The 16,962-nt window shown below is 34.8% G+C and carries 16 protein-coding genes; 4 read left to right on the top strand and 12 right to left on the bottom strand.

What is annotated here, in order from left to right:
- Positions 1-80 precede the first annotated feature (80 nt).
- Positions 81-395, top strand: coding sequence for a DUF4286 family protein (locus CQ022_RS04400; RefSeq protein ID WP_105682175.1), 315 nt, complete (start codon positions 81-83; stop codon positions 393-395).
- A gap of 381 nt (positions 396-776) precedes the next feature.
- Here CQ022_RS04400 and CQ022_RS04410 read toward each other — a convergent pair whose 3' ends face one another.
- The 3 genes from CQ022_RS04410 to CQ022_RS04420 all read right to left on the bottom strand — a co-directional run bounded on the left by CQ022_RS04410 (position 777) and on the right by CQ022_RS04420 (position 2,195).
- The gene (locus CQ022_RS04410; RefSeq protein ID WP_410492635.1) at positions 777-917 is read right to left on the bottom strand and encodes a quinol oxidase subunit 4; all 141 of its coding nucleotides are present in this window, start codon (positions 915-917) and stop codon (positions 777-779) included.
- Positions 918-1,185: 268 nt separating this feature from the next.
- The gene (locus CQ022_RS04415; protein WP_105682173.1) at positions 1,186-1,677 is read right to left on the bottom strand and encodes a GNAT family N-acetyltransferase; all 492 of its coding nucleotides are present in this window, start codon (positions 1,675-1,677) and stop codon (positions 1,186-1,188) included.
- Between the two features lie 5 nt (positions 1,678-1,682).
- Positions 1,683-2,195: a DUF421 domain-containing protein gene (locus CQ022_RS04420; protein WP_105682172.1), complete on the bottom strand. Its 513-nt coding sequence runs from the start codon at positions 2,193-2,195 to the stop codon at positions 1,683-1,685.
- A 118-nt stretch (positions 2,196-2,313) separates the two neighbouring features.
- Here CQ022_RS04420 and CQ022_RS04425 point away from each other — a divergent pair, with 118 nt between their 5' ends.
- The gene (locus CQ022_RS04425) at positions 2,314-2,859 is read left to right on the top strand and encodes a DUF3828 domain-containing protein (RefSeq protein WP_105682171.1); all 546 of its coding nucleotides are present in this window, start codon (positions 2,314-2,316) and stop codon (positions 2,857-2,859) included.
- A gap of 33 nt (positions 2,860-2,892) precedes the next feature.
- On the opposite strand, the gene CQ022_RS04430 is transcribed toward CQ022_RS04425, so the two are convergent.
- From CQ022_RS04430 to CQ022_RS04455, 6 genes are all read right to left on the bottom strand, one after another.
- Positions 2,893-3,027 carry a bacteriocin-like protein gene (locus tag CQ022_RS04430; protein ID WP_105682170.1) on the bottom strand — a complete coding sequence of 45 codons (135 nt, stop codon included), beginning with the start codon at positions 3,025-3,027 and terminating at the stop codon, positions 2,893-2,895.
- A gap of 114 nt (positions 3,028-3,141) precedes the next feature.
- On the bottom strand, positions 3,142-3,546 hold the full coding sequence (locus tag CQ022_RS04435; protein ID WP_105682169.1) for a hypothetical protein: 405 nt from the start codon (positions 3,544-3,546) through the stop codon (positions 3,142-3,144).
- A 289-nt stretch (positions 3,547-3,835) separates the two neighbouring features.
- On the bottom strand, positions 3,836-6,667 hold the full coding sequence (uvrA, locus tag CQ022_RS04440; RefSeq protein WP_105682168.1) for an excinuclease ABC subunit UvrA: 2,832 nt from the start codon (positions 6,665-6,667) through the stop codon (positions 3,836-3,838).
- Positions 6,668-7,007: 340 nt separating this feature from the next.
- Positions 7,008-8,891: a type VI secretion system baseplate subunit TssF gene (locus CQ022_RS04445; RefSeq protein WP_105682167.1), complete on the bottom strand. Its 1,884-nt coding sequence runs from the start codon at positions 8,889-8,891 to the stop codon at positions 7,008-7,010.
- A 24-nt stretch (positions 8,892-8,915) separates the two neighbouring features.
- A complete protein-coding gene (locus CQ022_RS04450; RefSeq protein ID WP_105682166.1) occupies positions 8,916-9,356 on the bottom strand; it encodes a GPW/gp25 family protein in 441 nt (146 codons plus the stop codon).
- Positions 9,357-9,513: 157 nt separating this feature from the next.
- Positions 9,514-10,926, bottom strand: coding sequence for an APC family permease (locus CQ022_RS04455; protein ID WP_105682165.1), 1,413 nt, complete (start codon positions 10,924-10,926; stop codon positions 9,514-9,516).
- A 142-nt stretch (positions 10,927-11,068) separates the two neighbouring features.
- Between CQ022_RS04455 and CQ022_RS04460 the strand changes: the two genes are divergently transcribed.
- A complete protein-coding gene (locus CQ022_RS04460; RefSeq protein ID WP_105682164.1) occupies positions 11,069-11,566 on the top strand; it encodes a DUF4920 domain-containing protein in 498 nt (165 codons plus the stop codon).
- Positions 11,567-11,739: 173 nt separating this feature from the next.
- Here the strand turns inward: CQ022_RS04460 and CQ022_RS04465 are convergent, their stop codons facing one another.
- Positions 11,740-12,849 (bottom strand): M14 family zinc carboxypeptidase, encoded by a 1,110-nt coding sequence (locus tag CQ022_RS04465; RefSeq protein ID WP_105682163.1) that lies wholly within the window; start codon positions 12,847-12,849, stop codon positions 11,740-11,742.
- Positions 12,850-13,819: 970 nt separating this feature from the next.
- Between CQ022_RS04465 and CQ022_RS04470 the strand changes: the two genes are divergently transcribed.
- Complete coding sequence (locus CQ022_RS04470; RefSeq protein WP_105682162.1) at positions 13,820-14,356, top strand: helix-turn-helix domain-containing protein; 537 nt, start codon at positions 13,820-13,822, stop codon at positions 14,354-14,356.
- A gap of 435 nt (positions 14,357-14,791) precedes the next feature.
- On the opposite strand, the gene CQ022_RS04475 is transcribed toward CQ022_RS04470, so the two are convergent.
- Together CQ022_RS04475 and CQ022_RS04480 are read right to left on the bottom strand one after the other, a co-directional pair.
- Positions 14,792-15,958, bottom strand: a complete 1,167-nt coding sequence (locus CQ022_RS04475; RefSeq protein WP_047429892.1) for a proline dehydrogenase family protein — start codon at positions 15,956-15,958, stop codon at positions 14,792-14,794.
- 64 nt (positions 15,959-16,022) lie between these two features.
- Complete coding sequence (locus CQ022_RS04480) at positions 16,023-16,952, bottom strand: UbiA family prenyltransferase (protein WP_105682161.1); 930 nt, start codon at positions 16,950-16,952, stop codon at positions 16,023-16,025.
- Between the last annotated feature and the right edge of the window lie 10 nt (positions 16,953-16,962).

The raw sequence follows: 16,962 nt of genomic DNA on the forward strand, positions 1-16,962 counted from the left end.
TTATTAACGGGCTAATTTACGAAAAAAATGCCGATTTTTGCTGTAGAATTTATCCAAAAAATCTTAAAAATTCATAAAAAATGAGCGTATTAAGTATAACTTTCCACTGTACGAAAGATAACCTAGAAGAATGGGAAAATTATATTGATGAAACCCTGGTTTTAATGACTGAAAACCTGATGGATGTAGAAAAGTATATTCTTTCTGAGGTACACAGTGATTTTATTGAGGAAGGTAAAAATTATAATCTGCTGTTAATCTTCGATAATGATGAATTACGTGAAGATTTTATAAAAAGCGAACTTTTGAATATTTCTGAAAGGATTGAGAAAAAGTTCGGACAGGAAGTTATGATTTTTAATACTTTCCTAAATCCGAAAAAATCGAGATTATAACTGATCATAAAAAAGCACTGAATTTCTTCAGTGCTTTTCTTTTTTATCTGTGATGTCCATGACCGCGACCTTTGTGATGATGACCACGATCGTCATAAATATACACTTTCTTAACCTGACCCGGTGCATAGTATCTTGCACTTCCGCCATAATATCTTTTTGCGTGCCCTGGTGGCATTCTTCTTCCATGTGGCTCGTGTACTATGCAAGAGGACAATAGTAACAGTACAGCGCCTGCCCCAACAATTTTAAACATACTTTTCATTATTTTCACTTTTTCAATTTCGATAGCGAAATATATCAATGTTAATGCCAAAAAAGATGGAAATTAAGCTAATGTATGTTAAAACCGACTGTTAATATTTTTATTTTAAATTGCTATTAATAGCCACTTCTCTTTTTCACCTGTCCAGGAGCATAGTCTTTTGCACTTCCTCCAAACACTTTTTTAGCCTGTCCCGGAGGGATTGTATTTCCTCTGGCTCCATTATCATGCACTACACATGATGACAACATAACCATCACGATAAGCACCCCTGTAATTTTAATCAAATTTTTCATTATTTCTATTTTTTCAACTTGATTTAATATAACAATGGTAATGCCAAAAGTTCAAAATTCAAGGTCTAAGGCTGGAATAAAGTCTTTTATCGTCAATGGTCAATTTTGCTTCGCAAGTCAATGGTCAATTTGGTTAGGGAGGTTATGTGCTTACTGAACAAATTCATCATTCATCATTCATCATTCATCATTCATCATTCATCATTCATCATTTATAATTTATAATTCTCTAAATGATTTCGCTTCTCTTTTCCATCATAATAAGATCTTTCCACACTCCGTTGAGTTTTCCTATTTTTTTGCGGACTCCTACCATTCTGAAACCATTTTTCTGATGAGATTTGATGGCCATTTCATTTTCGGAGAAGATATTAGTCTGTAATGTCCAGAATCCGTGATCCTCGCTATCCAAAATTATCTTTTTAAGCAATACGGAACCCAATCCCTTCCCCTGGTATTCGTTATCAAAATAAATGCTTACTTCTGCAACTCCTTTAAAACACTCTCTTTTGCTGACAGGTTTTAAAGCGCACCATCCTACGACTTCATTATTTTCATTTTCCAGCACCCAGCGGCAGTCATTGAAATATTCCATGCTCCAGGCCTCAGCGGTAGGAACTTCTGTTTCCAAAGTAGCAATTCCACCCTCTACTCCCTGCCGGAAGATCTCAAGCACACGATTTTCGTCACTGGGAAGCATTTCTCTTAATTCGTAATTCATTGTATTTAATGGTATTTTCTTTTGAGTTTTCTTTTAATTCTTGAATAGTGGGTCTGTTTGCTTTTTTCGTCCTGAGAAACAACACTGATATTTCCATCCACTTCCAGAACGGAAAGCTTTACATTGTGTATGTTTTCAATTCCATGTTCTCTTATGGCTTCTTCCAATTCGCTTTCTGTAATCTTAACACGATTCAGAGCGGCCTGATCTGCTACTCCGTCTCTGATAAGAATTACCGGTTCATCTTCCATAAAAGTCTGAAAGGAACGACTGGAAAACATGATCCTTTTCAAGATAAAATTAGCAACAAACAAAACCAGTGCCGCAATAATTCCTCCCTGAAGAGAAGTATCAGGCCCTACCATTGCATTCTGAACGGCATTTGAAATCAATAGCAGTAACACAACATCTGCTGTATTAAGCTGAGAAAGCTGATTTTTACCAAACAAGCGGATAGCGATCACCATAAAAAGGTAAACGCAGAGGGAACGAACAATGACGTTAAGTATAGGATCCACAATTTTTTATCTACTCAAATGTATTGATTTTTGTGATTCGTAAAAAATATTTTATTAACAGATTTTGGTATAAATTTTGACCTTGGGATTCTCATTACACCACAAAAAATAAACTTACATGAAAAAATTATTTCTCTATTTAGGAATCTTTCTGTTCTTCGTATCCTGCAAAAAACAAGAAACTCAACCCACTTTATCTCCTGATGCAATCATCAATGAAAAAGTAAACGAACTTTATACTCAGTATGGCAAGTCCAATGAGGCCATTTACAACCAGCCGATTTCTGAGGATTTGTTTTCCAAAGATTTAAAAAAAGCATTGGAAGAGGCTATCAATGCTTCAAAAGCAGATATCGAAAAGGTTAAAAAAAGTGATCATCCTGATGAAAAACCTTTAATTTTTGAAGGTGCTATTTTCTCCAGTTTGTATGAAGGATTTACCAGTTATAAAATTAAATCTGTCAAGATACAGGATAAAACTGCTGAAGCACTGGTAGCATTTGAATATAATTCCGCTTCTCCTAAAGAAACCTGGATGGATACCGTACATCTGATCAATACGGAGAAAGGATGGAAAATAGATAATATTACTTTTGATAAGATAGGAAATTCTAAAAATCTTAAAACAAGATTAACCGAATTTGTGCAAAGTGCACAGCAATAGAAAAGCCGCTTATAAAAGCGGCTTTATTTTTTTTTACGGACATTGAACGATTGGAATATCACTGCAAATTACTTTATTTGCCCATTCGCAAAATGTACAGTATTTTCTTGGCTCTCCTCCGTACACTGACTTCAAATCTGACTTTGTCAGTTTCTTTAAATTTTTCATATAGTTCTAATTTTATGGTAGCCCAAAATTAAAACCTTGTCCTTTATTCTTTATTACAACTTAATCTGATAAGTTTTCATTATTCACACTTTCATGAATAATATGCAATCAATACTATCTGTTGTGAATCTCTACAGTCACAGGCATTACGTAAGTATAAGCAACCATATTTTCAGTCAGTTTTTTACGGTCTACTTTATAATCAAGGTCGCTTAATACCATTTCAATTTCTTTGCTTACGGTTTTGCAGTCTCCTGTGGAGTGAACATTTACAATTTTACCATTTTTTGCAATATCAAACTTCACCACTGAGTTTACGGTTCCCTGCTTGTAATCAGGATTGGTAAGATCAAAGTTGGCTTCTAATTTATTTCTGATATCATTAAATGTTTCACTTCTATTCAACTGAATTTCCTGAATGGTATTATGATCTGTTGTCTGGGCTTTGGCAGTGTTCAAAACAGCAGCAAATCCACAAACGAAAAGTGAAGCCATCAATATTTGAATTCTATTTTTCATAACTAACTGGTTTTAAATGTTATACTAACCTATTTTTGTATCTCTTACCCAAAGTTATTAAAAATAATTCATATTAATTTTACATTCAATTAACATTGGGTTAACATTAGAATTTAATTAATTGATTATCAATGAAATAAATTTTTAAAATAATTGAAAATTTAATATTGAAGGGGTATTTTTAAAGATAAATCTTCTCATTTTATACATTTTAAGCCTGATAAACTCATGAGAAACAAAAAAGAATCTGCTTTCGCAAATTCTTTTATATAATTAAATTGATATTTTATTATTCCAATTCCCTCTTCAAAAACTTGCCAGTCAAGCTCTTTTTAGACTTCACAATTTCCTCAGGAGTTCCTTGTGCTACGATCTGTCCGCCATATTTTCCTCCTTCCGGTCCAACATCAATAATATGGTCTGCTAATTTGATGACGTCCATATTATGTTCGATGATGATGAACGAGTTTCCAAGTTCTACCAATTGGTTGATGGCATCCATCAGGATTTTCACATCTTCAAAATGAAGTCCTGTAGTGGGTTCGTCAAGGATATAAAGGGTGTTTCCGGTTTGTCTTTTTGCTAATTCGGTTGCTAACTTGATACGCTGTGCTTCACCTCCAGAAAGCGTTGTTGACTGCTGTCCCAGGGTAATATATCCTAACCCAACATCCTGCAGGGTTTTCACTTTTGCAAAAATCTTAGGAATCGGCTGGAAGAAATCTACTGCTTCATCAATCGTCATATCCAGAACATCAGAGATGGATTTTCCTTTGTAACGAACCTCCAGGGTTTCTCTGTTGAAACGTTTTCCGTTACAGGTTTCACAATGAACGTATACATCCGGAAGGAAATTCATTTCAATCACTTTCAATCCTCCTCCCTGACAGGTTTCACATCTTCCGCCTTTTACGTTGAAAGAGAATCGACCTGGTTTATAACCACGGATTTTACTTTCCGGCAGTTCTGCAAAAAGGTTTCTGATATCGGTAAACATTCCGGTATAAGTAGCAGGATTCGAACGTGGCGTTCTTCCGATTGGTGTTTGATCTACATCTACAATTTTATCAATATTATCCAGCCCTTCGATCTTTTTGTAAGGTAAAGGTTCCTGAACAGCTCTGTAGAAATGTTTGTTAAGGATAGGATATAGTGTTCCGTTAATCAAAGAAGATTTTCCACTTCCTGAAATTCCGGTTACTACGACTAACTTCCCAAGAGGAACATCCAGTGTAACATTTTTAAGGTTGTTTCCTGTAGCGCCTTTTAATACAATATTTTTACCGCTTCCTGCTCTTCTTTCTTCAGGAATTGCAATTTTCCTTTTACCATTGATATATTGAGCAGTGATGGTATCTGCTTTCAACAAATCTTTCGGTTTTCCCTGCCAAAGGATCTCTCCACCGAACTTTCCGGCTCTTGGACCAATATCCAGTACCTCATCAGCTTCCAGAATCATGTCTTTATCATGCTCTACCACCAATACAGAGTTTCCGATATCTCTAAGGTTTTTCAGAGAATGGATCAGCCTTTCGTTATCTCTCTGGTGAAGTCCGATACTTGGTTCATCGAGGATATACAATACATTCACCAATTGAGACCCGATTTGAGTCGCTAAACGAATCCTTTGTGATTCTCCTCCTGAAAGGGTTTTTGAACTTCTACTCAGACTTAAATAATCTAACCCTACATCCAGCAAAAACTGAAGTCTGGTTTCAATCTCTTTTAAGATTTCATGAGCAATGATTTTATTTTTTTCTGAAAATTTATCTTTAACATCAGCTAACCAGTCTTTTAAATCTGCTAAGCTTAATCCATTGACCTCAGCAATATTTTTTCCGTCAATTTTAAAACTTAAACTTGAAGGCTGAAGACGGGTACCATGACACTCCGGGCAGGTTTCTTCTGTGGTGAAATGTCTTTCCAGCAAAATAGCTTCATAAGATTCTCTCTCATCGATAATTTCTTCCATGAAAGCAATAAGCCCGTCAAAACCAATTTTTATTTTCTTGGTAATTCCTGCGTATTTCAGATCTTTATTAAATTCTTTGTGACAACCGTTGTAGATATAATCCAATGCTTCTTCCGGAATATCCTGAAGCGGAGTTGTTAATCCCAATCCAAAGATCTCAAGAATATTTTTGATCTGTGATAGAATCCATTTGTTGGACTTGATATCTTCCAACGGTAATAATCCTCCCTGATTAATGGATAATTTTGGATTGTCTATGAAATAATCCGTGTTGATCTTTTTGATTGTTCCCAATCCTTTACAGTTCGGGCAGCTTCCTTTGGGTGAGTTGAATGAGAAAGTGTTGGGCTCCGGCAAAGCCAGAGAATGTCCCGTTTCAGCATCCATCAGGTTTTTGGAAAAGTATTCGATGTCTGTACTTCCCAGTTTCTGAATTCCAATAATACCTTCTCCCATTTCCATTGCAGTACGCAATGATTTTTCCATTCTGCTTTCCGAAGCATTTTCCCCGATGATCCAACGGTCGATAACGATGTCAATATCGTGGGTTTTATAACGGTCAAGTTTTAAATCATATTCAATATCCTGTAATTCACCATCAATTCTTGCCTGTCCGTAGCCTTTTTTAGCCATCTGGACAAAAAGTTCATGATAATGTCCTTTTCTGGAACGTACCACGGGCGCCAAAAGCATGATCTTTTCTTTTTTATAGTTTTCTTTGATGGTTTCAAGAATCTGATCTTCGGTATAGCTTACCAATTTTTGTCCGGTAGACAAAGAGTACGCATCTGAAACTCTTGCATACAAAAGACGCAGAAAGTCATACAGCTCGGTAACTGTACCCACGGTAGAACGTGGATTTTTATTGGTCGTTTTCTGCTCAATAGCAATCACCGGAGAAAGTCCTTCAATTTTATCTACATCAGGACGCTCCAGTCCGCCTAAAAACTGACGTGCATAGGCAGAGAATGTTTCAATATAACGGCGCTGGCCTTCTGCAAAAATAGTATCAAAAGCCAATGACGATTTTCCACTTCCGGAAAGGCCTGTAATAACGACCAATTCGTTGCGCGGAATTTTAACATTAATATTTTTAAGGTTGTGTTCACGTGCTCCGTAAACTTCTATATATTCTGTTGATTTGCTCATAATCCGGAATGATTTTGCCTGAAAATCACAATGTGCAAAAATACGGAATTTTATGCAATTTTTTTGAATTTAAAAGGCATAAAAGTTTTATAAAAAAAACCTAATGTATGTTGGGAATGAATATTTTTTTATTCCCTATTGAAATTAACAGGATTGAATTTTTCCGAAAATGATTTGATATTTCCGGGTAATTATGTTTTGGTTAAAACCGATGGGAAATCTTATGTAATAAAAAAACGGGCTAAAGCCCGTTTCTATTGATATAATTCAACATTATATTAAAAATGCCGTATCTGCTACGGCATTTATATTTTAAATGAATGGTGTGTTCCCCAAAGATTTACATATCCTGGAAATCAACATCTTCATTATTTATTCTTACAATATATTCTATTCCGTCAATGGCTTTGGCAATGATCTGGTTTCTGATAATGTTGGCCATATTCTCCCAATAGGCTCTTCCATAGAAAGAATAGTTCTGCGGAATAATCTCTACCTCTACTGTTCTTACAAAACCTTCTTTAGGCTTGTTGCTGATCATTGTTCCTCTTCTTACTCTTACTTCTCTTACCTCATCTTTCAGAATCATGCGGCAATAGTTTTTAACGTCTTCCAAAGAAATGATTTTATCTCTGGTTGTCAGTGCGTATTTGTAAGCCTGAATACTGTCTGTTCCCTTCTGTTCTTCAGCTCCTCCCAATGTCTCGGTAAGCAGTACAACAGTTTGCGATTTTAATTGGTTGGAAAGTTCAGTTCCCGGACGCATATGATTGGCAAGCGTACAGTGCGTTATCCAAAAAGCAGCATAGGTATGGTCTGTTTTTTCTACAGGTTCCATGATCACATAATTCAGTTCCTGTCTGATATTCCTTTTGGCGTTGTTCACTTTCTGAACCATGGTTTTCATTTTGTCAGACATTTCGCTGAGAACTCCTTTTACATTATCTCTGTTCAAAAGGGAAAATGCGGCAATTTCATCTCTTGTCAATTCCAGAACATTGGCAATCATATCCACAGCATTTCTGCTTGTGAAACGTTCCATGCCTCCTTTTCTTACGGTGTACAATCCTTTTTTAAGATCATCAGCCGGAGTAAAAGGAATTTCGGTATACTTTCTTCCGTCACCATCCTGCACCTCATCTACATAAAGAAAATGTTCCCCCTCATCGGTTACCAAAGGAATATTATTTCCCATGATATCAAGGCTGTATTCTGTTTTTTTCCAACCTCTGTTGTATACGGGAAAAGCATTCAGAACAAAGGAAAAATTGTCAAGTATTTCTGCCGAAAATTGTGGTGGAAACTCGAAGGTAAGCCACAGGTAGCTTTTATTATCCAGGAATTTAGTAATTTCTTCTTTTCCTGCAAGAAAATCAAGATTCTGAGGAAGCTGCCCCGGTTCTGAAAAAAGACTTTGAGAAATTCCTGTTACCTCGATAAATTTATGACGATAGATACTTTTAATATCTTCAATCACTTTATTTCGGATGGATTGCTCTTTGAACATCTGTTCGTAGCCATCATTCTGACTTTCTGTAAGATAACTCAGTCCTTCTCTCACAAATAAAGGATTACCATTGCTTGACACCGTGATATACGGCAATAATTTATAAACAAAATCAAGGTGTTCAAAAGCAGGATTGGAGCAGAAAATGCTCAGATACTTTGGAAAGTTTTCACTTACATATTTGCTTACATCTACTCCTATTGTGATTTTTCTATAATCTTCAGGCCTTCCCTGAAATCTTGCAATAGGAATTTTATTGAATCTGTCATCAATACTGTAGCAGGTATTTCCTACAAACATGATGGATGTGTGAACTTTATTAATTCTTACATTTCCTACCGGAGTAAAAGGAATATTCAGCTGTTTATCTGATTCTGATTTTACCGTAGAAGTCATCTGCTTACGGAAGAAAAACTCAGTGTGTTCCAATAAAACTTCGGAAGACTCATAAGGTTGTGTAAAAGCCACGGAATGAGCCGGAATAGGATGGGTATAAATAGACGGGGTAAGAAGTTTTGCCAGTTTTTCCAATATACGGGCATTTACCGTCTGTATTTCATTATTCGCTTTGAAAACTTCTGTACTGAATGCATCTATCAACAGTTTTACAAAAGGATCTAAAGACTGCGGACTTCTCAATCCCCATACTTTAGTGGCATTCTGCAGCATTCTTGCTTTTACAGATTCTTTGGAATAAATATTCTGATCTAAATTCATAATTTTCTTTCGCTGTTAAAAATATTAATCAATAGACATTGGACTTAGAAACAACTCTGTTGAAAAACTGAAACGTTCCCCTGATTCTTCCATTTTTGCATTGATGGCAATTCTTACTTTCTTTTTAATTTCGGTGTGTTCTTTAGTATCGTAGCTGTGCTCTACAAATTGTATATGAGCATCAATCTGCGGGTTGACGATTCTGGGTTCATATTCCTGAATCTGTCTCCTTAAACTTTTGATAAAAACGCTTTCCCAGATGGCACTTGTAACTCCATTATCGAATTCAAGGTTCCAAACATCGTTTCCATAGTTTTCATCATATCTGTTCTCCCCTTTTTTGGTGGTGATCAGCAGCATAATATTGTGGGCAATACTTTCCCCCATATCGCAGGTATCGATACTTCCGCCTTCGGTCATTAAAGTAGACGGTACGAAAGGCATTCTGTAATTTGGTGTATCCATAACTTATTGTTTTTACTTCATGGTCCTGTTTTAAAAACGAACTACCAAAATACACATTTTCGACAAATAATGATGACAATACTTTAAAATATTATTCAAAAAAAGAGCCTTCAAACTGAATTGAAAGCCTTGTAATCTTTTATATTTTTATTTTACTTTAAGCATTCGCTTTTTTCCGGTTGATAAAATAGTACACCGGAAGTCCCAGCAGCACCAAAATAAAACCAGGCCATGTATATTGTTGTTTATAGATTAACAGTAAAATGCAGAAGCAGGTTCCTATTAAAAGGTAGATAACAGGTGTTACCGGGTAAAGCCATGTCTTATAAGGTCTTTCGAGTTCCGGTTGTTTCATTCTTAAATAAATAACTCCAAATACGGTAATCATATAAAACAGAACAATTACGAAAGAAATCATATCCAATAAATTCCCGTACTGTCCGCTCAAACAAAGAATTGAAGCCCACACACCCTGCATCCAAAGTGCATTTTCCGGAACTTCATTTTTATTATTTTTTTCGGCTGATTTAAAGAACATTCCGTCTTTTGCCATAGTCTGAAAAACTCTTGCTCCCGCCAAAATCAATCCGTTATTACATCCAAATGTAGAAATCATTACCAATAGAGCAATGATAATAGTACCAGCACTTCCAAAAATATTCTGTGAAGCCGCTACTGCTACTCTGTCATTAGCTGCAAAAGCAATTCCGTCTCTGTCCAATGCATTTAGGTATACATAGTTTACCGCTATATAAAGGATCATAACAGCAGAAGTACCATAAATCATTGACTTCACTACATTCTTCTTCGGATTTTCAATTTCCCCGGAAACAAATGTTACACTTTCCCAGGCAACAGAACTGAAAACAGAACCTACCATCGCGGCTGCAATTCCCCCCAGAAGAGTCATCCCACCAATAGGTTCCCAGCCTTCTTTGAGAAAATTACCACTTATATCTTTTTTCAGGTTATTAAAAGAATCCGTACCCCAGCTAAAGTTTTCTGCTAAATGAGAGATATCTACCAATATAAAACCGGCAGCAATCAAACCTATTAATGCAATAATTTTGGAACCGGTAAAGATGTTCTGAAGAATTTTACCACTCTCTACTCCTCTGGTATTAATATAGGTAAGCAGCAGAATTACACCAATGGCCAGAATCTGTATCCATGTAATTTTAAATTCACCGCTTTGAAAAATAGGTGCAGCATCGTTGAGTGAAGGAATCAGATACGCTGTAAATTTTCCAAAAGCCATTGCCACTGCAGCAATTGTTCCGGTTTGTATTACTGTAAACAATCCCCATCCGTAAAGGAATCCCATTCTTTTACCAAAAATTTCTTTGAGATAGGTATATTGCCCTCCCGCTTTTGGAAATAATGCGGACAGTTCACCATAGCTTATGGCTGCAGCTACCGTCATTATTCCTGTAATGATCCACACCACAATCAGCCAGTATCCGGATCCCAGATTCCTCATCATGTCCGCACTTACAATAAAGATCCCACTTCCGATCATGGATCCCATCACAAGCATAATGGCATCCCATAGTTTCAGTTTTTTTTGCATAGTCAAGTATAGGGGTCAAATATAATCAAATCTGTCTTCGATTTTGAATTTTATTGAAAATTCCTTAAAACAGCTGTTTTTTGTCATTTTTTATTCCTTTATGATTCAATTTTAATTAGTATTTTTGGGAAAAATATTAAACATGAAATTTAAAGCGATATTATTTACAGCAGCTTTAACAGCTTCTTCATTAGCATTTGCCCAGTCTGGTCCTCCGGAAGGGAAAGCTTTGGTAGGTGATACATACGGAGATCAGGTAAATTCTTCTGCTGAATCCAAAGCCATCACAGTAGAAAAACTGACTAAGCAGCTTAAAAAAGATAACAAAAAAGTTGAAAATGTATCTGTTAAAGGAAAAGTAACCGATGTATGTGATAAAAAAGGATGCTGGCTTACCATCCAGACAGAAGACAATTCTAAGTTTTTTGTAAAAATGAAAGACTATGCTTTCTTCGTACCTACAGCCTTAAAAGGGAAAAACGTTGTGTTAGAAGGAAATGCAGAAAGAAAAGTAACTTCTGTAAACGAACAGAAACACTATGCAGAAGATGCTAAGAAGCCTCAATCTGAAATTGATGCGATTACACAGCCTAAGGAAGAGATCAGGTTTGTTGCTAATGGTATTAAAGTGGTTAACTAAGCTTTAATCATTGAATAAAATCTAAATTTTATATTTCCAAAGTTAGGTTTTGGCTAAAGCCATATGAATTTTTATTTAAATTAAATGGGCTAAAGCCCATTCCTATTGAATATAAACTTTTAGAAATTAGATAAAAAAATAAAATCGGCTGTCCTTTGGGACAGCCGATTTTATTAGTCTTCAATTTTAAAATCTACAACAGCATCCAGTTTCGGATATTTAGTTGCAGAAATAAATTTCTTTCCGGTACAGTCTATTTCCAGCCAGCCTTTTCTCTGTTTTACATCCCCTGCTTCCATTACGAAAGGAATAAATGAGATTTCACTTTTTCCTTCTTCTTTTATTTCTCTAAACTGAACTGCTATGTCCAAAATACATTCATGTTCTGTGTTCAGTTTTACATTTCTGTAAATAATATCATAATGCGTTTCTTTATTCTCAGGAATTTCAAGATAATTTTCCCATCCAGTACTATTAGAGTTCAGTTCACTGATTGCTTTCAAAGCATAATAAAGAGCAATTGTATAATACTTTCTTGTACCTGTTCTGGTATAATCATCCACAAAATGTCCGCCTTCAAATAGAATTGTAGGCATTCCGGCTTTTATAAAGTTATCTCCTGTAGAAGTCGGATAGAATTCATCAGAATATCTTCCAATCTGATGAGGGATCATTTCCTTTAAATGATTGTATACACTTCCGATCACAGCCATACATTTCTTTCTATTTTCTGTAACAGTACGTTCTACATTTTCGGAAGGTGCCAAAAAGGAAAGAGTGGCAGGATGAATACCATCGGTTGTAAAGATGGTTCTCTGCTCATGAAGATTTAGTGCATAATCATACTTTTTAGAAGCAACAGCTTTTTTCAGAAATTTAATCTCCTTACTAGCCTCATTATGAAAATCTCTGTTAAGATCAATATCAGCTGCATTCAGTCTGGTCCATCTCTCCGATCCGTCCGGATTCAGCATGAATATAAAATCCAGTTTTATTTTACTGAATAAATCCTTTTTCATTTCAGGAGCTTTATCAAGGCTCACCAAAAGATCAAGCATGGCATGAGTAGCATTGGATTCATTGCCGTGCATTTGTGACCAGGCCAATACATTAATGTTTCCGGTTCCGACGCTTAGCTGATAAATAGGTTTATCTAAATACGATCTTCCGATCTCCTGAATATAATCGCTGAGATTGTTCTGTAGGTAAGAAAATAATTTTTCAGGGGAAATATAGCGATTTGAGAAATCGGGGTTTTGAGAATAGATCTGTTCAAAATTCATTTTGGGAATTGTTTACAAGATTCAAATTTAGCCATTTTTAGGCAAAAACTTAAATTAACATTTGTAAATATTGCAAAAATGTACAAATTTACATTTGACATTAGTTTTGAAATTTGTTTACAATATTTAAATCCTGTCCTTTTTGAGGTTTAGAGATCGATTAACACCTGTAACATTGTTAAACACCATCAAAAGACAAATTGTCTGTGGATAAAATTGTGGATTGCGAATAATTTAATACTATATATTTAAATAATTAAAAGTCAGTAAGTTATAAAGCTTATCTAAATACTATTTGCAATGGTACTTTAAGGCTTAAAAAAGCCGTTTTTTACCATTTGAGGGGTATTTTATTAAACATAAAAATTGTGGAAAACTTAGATATTTACCGTTGTATACATTTGTAAAGTGTATTATGAATCAGATTGGACTCCTTATTTTTAATCCATTCGCTTATTTTTGAACCATTTTAGTTCACCATAAAAATAGTTGCTTAACAGAAATACTAATTCTCTACTATTACTCCATTATATTGGCTTAAATAGTGTATTTATATCAGTAATTTACCTATGTAACATCTTTAAAATAGCCTTTATATGGCTTTAATTTGATATTTATTGAAATAGATTGCTCAGGAAATAGATTTATAGACGTTAATAATGTAAATAGGGAAAAGGAAGTGGTTTAAGGGACAAAATAAGCTGTGAAAAAGCAAAAATTTACATTATTAAACTAATATTTTGGGAAAAAGAAGGTCAAATAATAAGGTCTGGATGCCTATTCCTAAATCTTATAGCAGCCTCATATAATTATTAAATACAATTGTAATTTAACTATAATGCATTGATTGATAATATTTTAATTTCATGTTACAAATGTATACTGAAAATATTCATACTTATTTACATTTGTATTTTGCATTTGTAAATTATATGAGTTACATTTGTAAAATAATTAAAGGCTTATTTTTATGAGTTTAAATGAAAGAATTTCCAAAATTATAGAGTATTCCAATCTGACACCTTCTGAGTTTGCTGATGAGATTGACGTACAGCGTTCATCTATTTCGCATATTACTTCAGGAAGAAACAAGCCGTCTCTTGAGTTTATCATAAAAATAAAATCCCGTTTCCCGGAACTTCTTTGGGACTGGCTGGTTACTGGAGAAGGTGAGATGCTGAAATCCCAACTGCCGGAAACCGAAATTAGCGAAGATCATATAGAGGAAGAGAAAATAAAAACAACTCCACTACCCGACCTTTTCACCATGATGAATGATGATGATGAATTTGGAAGTGATGAAACAGAAATAGAAACTCCAAAACCAAGTCCTGGAGAATCGTTTATACCGACCCAAGATAAGACGCCTGAAAAAATATCAGATTCTCAGCGATTAGAAAATACCAGCGATCAATTATTAGGACAACTATTTGGTAATCAACAAAGTAAAATAAAGCGTATTGTTTTGTTCTACGAAAACGGAAAATTCGAAAGTTTTGAGCCTTAAAAAAACCTGATCAAAGAAAATGATCAGGTTAAAAAATATTTGAAGAAGAAAACTAAAGCTATTGCTTTATTTTATTTTTAAAAATTTTGACGGGCATCAGATGATGGAATTTTATCTTACTCCCATGCTATATTTTTATAATTTCGGTTATTTATAAGGGTAATATTATTGATTTTCGTATTGATGAAGTTCTGTCTTATGACGGAATTGTAACAGTAAATGAAAATATTATTATACGTTAGTTTTTATGGCTCTATCAAATATAAATATTTAAAATCAAATCAGCAATAAAAATAAGATTATTTTAACATATGATTAACCCACAAGACAATTGTGTTGATTATTACTAATCTCCCATAAAATTTCCCCCTATTAATTCCAACAAAAAAGACCTGCAAAATTGCAGGCCTGATAGATTTATTGAAAACAATATTATTATTTCTTTCTTCTTTCAAGTTCTTTTTTAATCAGTCCAAGCTCTCTCCCGGTTTGTCCGGCCACAGAGGTGTTTTCCTGAGCTCTTCTCGTCAAATAAGGAACAACATCCTTTACAGGTCCGTATGGAAGATATTTAGCTACATTATAGCCTTTATCTGACAAATAGAAAGTAATATTATCACTCATTCCGTAAAGCTGTCCGAAATAAACATGTGGATTCCCGTTTTCAAGAGATTTTGCTTTCATTTTATCCATAATCAATTCAGAAGAGATTTCGTTATGGGTTCCGAAAAACGCTGAAACCTTATCCAAATGATCCATTACAAAGTCAATTCCTGCATTGTAATTTTTATCTGAAGCCTCTTTAGTAGGTTGGATAGGATCTGCATATCCTTTTTCCGCAGCTCTGGCTCTTTCTTTCTCCATGTAAGCACCACGCACAATTTTGTAACCGATGAAGTAGTTCTTCTCTCTTGCTCTCTGAAGATGAGCTTCCATATATTCCAGCCTTCCGGTTCTGTACATCTGGATGGTATTCCAAACGATAGGCTTTTGCTGGTTATATTTCTCCATCATCTCTTCGCAAAGGTGATCTGCTGCATCCTGCATCCAGGTTTCTTCAGCATCTACCATTACTTTTTTATCATGCTCGTGGCAAAGACTGCAAACTTCATCAAATCTTTTCACTACTCTTTCCCATTCTTCTTTCTGGCTTGTAGTAAGCTCTGCACCTTTTCCAACAGCTTCATATAAATCAATTCTTCCGAAAGCAGTAGGTTTAAATACAATAAAAGGGATTGCCGGATTTCCTACTGAGAATCTTACAATATCCTTAATTTCTTTGCAAACAGCATCAAAAGTTTCCTCATCTTCTTTCCCTTCAATAGAATAATCGAAAATACTTCCAACTCCTCTTTTAAACAGCTGCTTTACAACTTTCATACTTTCTTCACGGGTTTCTCCACCACAGAACTGTGCAAATAAGGTATTTTTTACAATTCCGGTAACGAAAGGAAAGTTGTTGTGTACTGTGAAATTCAGAACAGATGTTCCAAGGCTTGTAAGAGCGGGCTGTTCAATCATTTTAAACATCCAGTAAGCCTTTCTCAATTGTGCATCAGACTTGTCTGCAAATGCAATTTTAGTATCATTAAAAATGGGCATTCCTATTTATTAAATTTAGTTATGCAAAGGTAATAATAACCTCAGTTTATTTAAAGAATTTTTTTTACAATTTATGTTCTATTCCGTTTAAAAGCATTGCTATGATTCCAACGAAAACCCAAAATCGTAATACATTCAATGTGAAGAAGTTAGTTCTTCTCGATGCGTTTAAAAGAAGGTAAATACAAAGTATCATTACAAAAAGTCCTCCTGCAAAATAATAAGCCATGAACCCTGTAATACCAGTTTTTGTAATGATATTCATAGAAACTGCCATGGTAACTGCTAATAAAGAGGTCAGAATAATTTTTGTATTCCGGCTTTTAAAATAATTGGGAATTGTAGTATATCCAAATGCTTTATCTACACTTCTGGTAAGGGTATCTTTCACAATATCAATACACAAAAGGATAAGAAATAGAAAAACAGCCATCAGGAAAACCTTTTTTGAAAAGGTTTCATAGTACACCATCATTCCAAAGAACGGATACAGGGTGAGGCTGACAAAAGTAAGGTTATTTAAGATCAGTATTCGGCTCAGTTTATGGCTGTAAAACCACATAAAGAACTGATATACAACAAAAAAAACAAATACATTATGAGAAATCATCCAGGCTACTCCTAAAGAAATAACACTGAGTGCCAGATAGGCATATAGAAAATATTTCTGTTTGATGAAGCTCTGAACTCTGGTTCTGAAAGGTTTTACTACATGATCTTTCTCCAGATCATAGAATTGGTTGATAATGCCACCCGCAAGAATGGTAAGGACGGTACAAAAAATAATACCATGTACTTTGAAATCGAATACGAATTTTCTGAAAGATTCATCCTGATTGAACAGGAAAAAAGTAGAAACATAGAGCGCAAATGTCAACAAAGCAGCCACAAAAAAGCGTGCTCCGAGTAAAAACCCAACGAATTGCGAAAATCTGTAAAATAAAGATTTTGAGATATAGTTTTTAGATTGGAAAGTTTCTTTTTCAGAATTCATTCCAATCTAT

Origin of the sequence: Chryseobacterium culicis (assembly GCF_002979755.1) — a bacterium.
Lineage (GTDB): Bacteria > Bacteroidota > Bacteroidia > Flavobacteriales > Weeksellaceae > Chryseobacterium > Chryseobacterium culicis_A.

What these genes read in the sequence shown, in the direction of transcription:
- CQ022_RS04400 (WP_105682175.1), top strand. Translation starts at nt 81, where the DNA reads ATGAGCGTATTAAGTATAACTTTCCACTGTACGAAAGATAACCTAGAA.
- CQ022_RS04410 (WP_410492635.1), bottom strand. Translation starts at nt 917, where the DNA reads ATGGTTATGTTGTCATCATGTGTAGTGCATGATAATGGAGCCAGAGGA.
- CQ022_RS04415 (WP_105682173.1), bottom strand. Translation starts at nt 1,677, where the DNA reads ATGAATTACGAATTAAGAGAAATGCTTCCCAGTGACGAAAATCGTGTG.
- CQ022_RS04425 (WP_105682171.1), top strand. Translation starts at nt 2,314, where the DNA reads ATGAAAAAATTATTTCTCTATTTAGGAATCTTTCTGTTCTTCGTATCC.
- CQ022_RS04430 (WP_105682170.1), bottom strand. Translation starts at nt 3,027, where the DNA reads ATGAAAAATTTAAAGAAACTGACAAAGTCAGATTTGAAGTCAGTGTAC.
- CQ022_RS04435 (WP_105682169.1), bottom strand. Translation starts at nt 3,546, where the DNA reads ATGAAAAATAGAATTCAAATATTGATGGCTTCACTTTTCGTTTGTGGA.
- uvrA (WP_105682168.1), bottom strand. Translation starts at nt 6,667, where the DNA reads ATGAGCAAATCAACAGAATATATAGAAGTTTACGGAGCACGTGAACAC.
- CQ022_RS04445 (WP_105682167.1), bottom strand. Translation starts at nt 8,891, where the DNA reads ATGAATTTAGATCAGAATATTTATTCCAAAGAATCTGTAAAAGCAAGA.
- CQ022_RS04450 (WP_105682166.1), bottom strand. Translation starts at nt 9,356, where the DNA reads ATGGATACACCAAATTACAGAATGCCTTTCGTACCGTCTACTTTAATG.
- CQ022_RS04455 (WP_105682165.1), bottom strand. Translation starts at nt 10,926, where the DNA reads ATGCAAAAAAAACTGAAACTATGGGATGCCATTATGCTTGTGATGGGA.
- CQ022_RS04460 (WP_105682164.1), top strand. Translation starts at nt 11,069, where the DNA reads ATGAAATTTAAAGCGATATTATTTACAGCAGCTTTAACAGCTTCTTCA.
- CQ022_RS04465 (WP_105682163.1), bottom strand. Translation starts at nt 12,849, where the DNA reads ATGAATTTTGAACAGATCTATTCTCAAAACCCCGATTTCTCAAATCGC.
- CQ022_RS04470 (WP_105682162.1), top strand. Translation starts at nt 13,820, where the DNA reads ATGAGTTTAAATGAAAGAATTTCCAAAATTATAGAGTATTCCAATCTG.
- CQ022_RS04475 (WP_047429892.1), bottom strand. Translation starts at nt 15,958, where the DNA reads ATGCCCATTTTTAATGATACTAAAATTGCATTTGCAGACAAGTCTGAT.
- CQ022_RS04480 (WP_105682161.1), bottom strand. Translation starts at nt 16,952, where the DNA reads ATGAATTCTGAAAAAGAAACTTTCCAATCTAAAAACTATATCTCAAAA.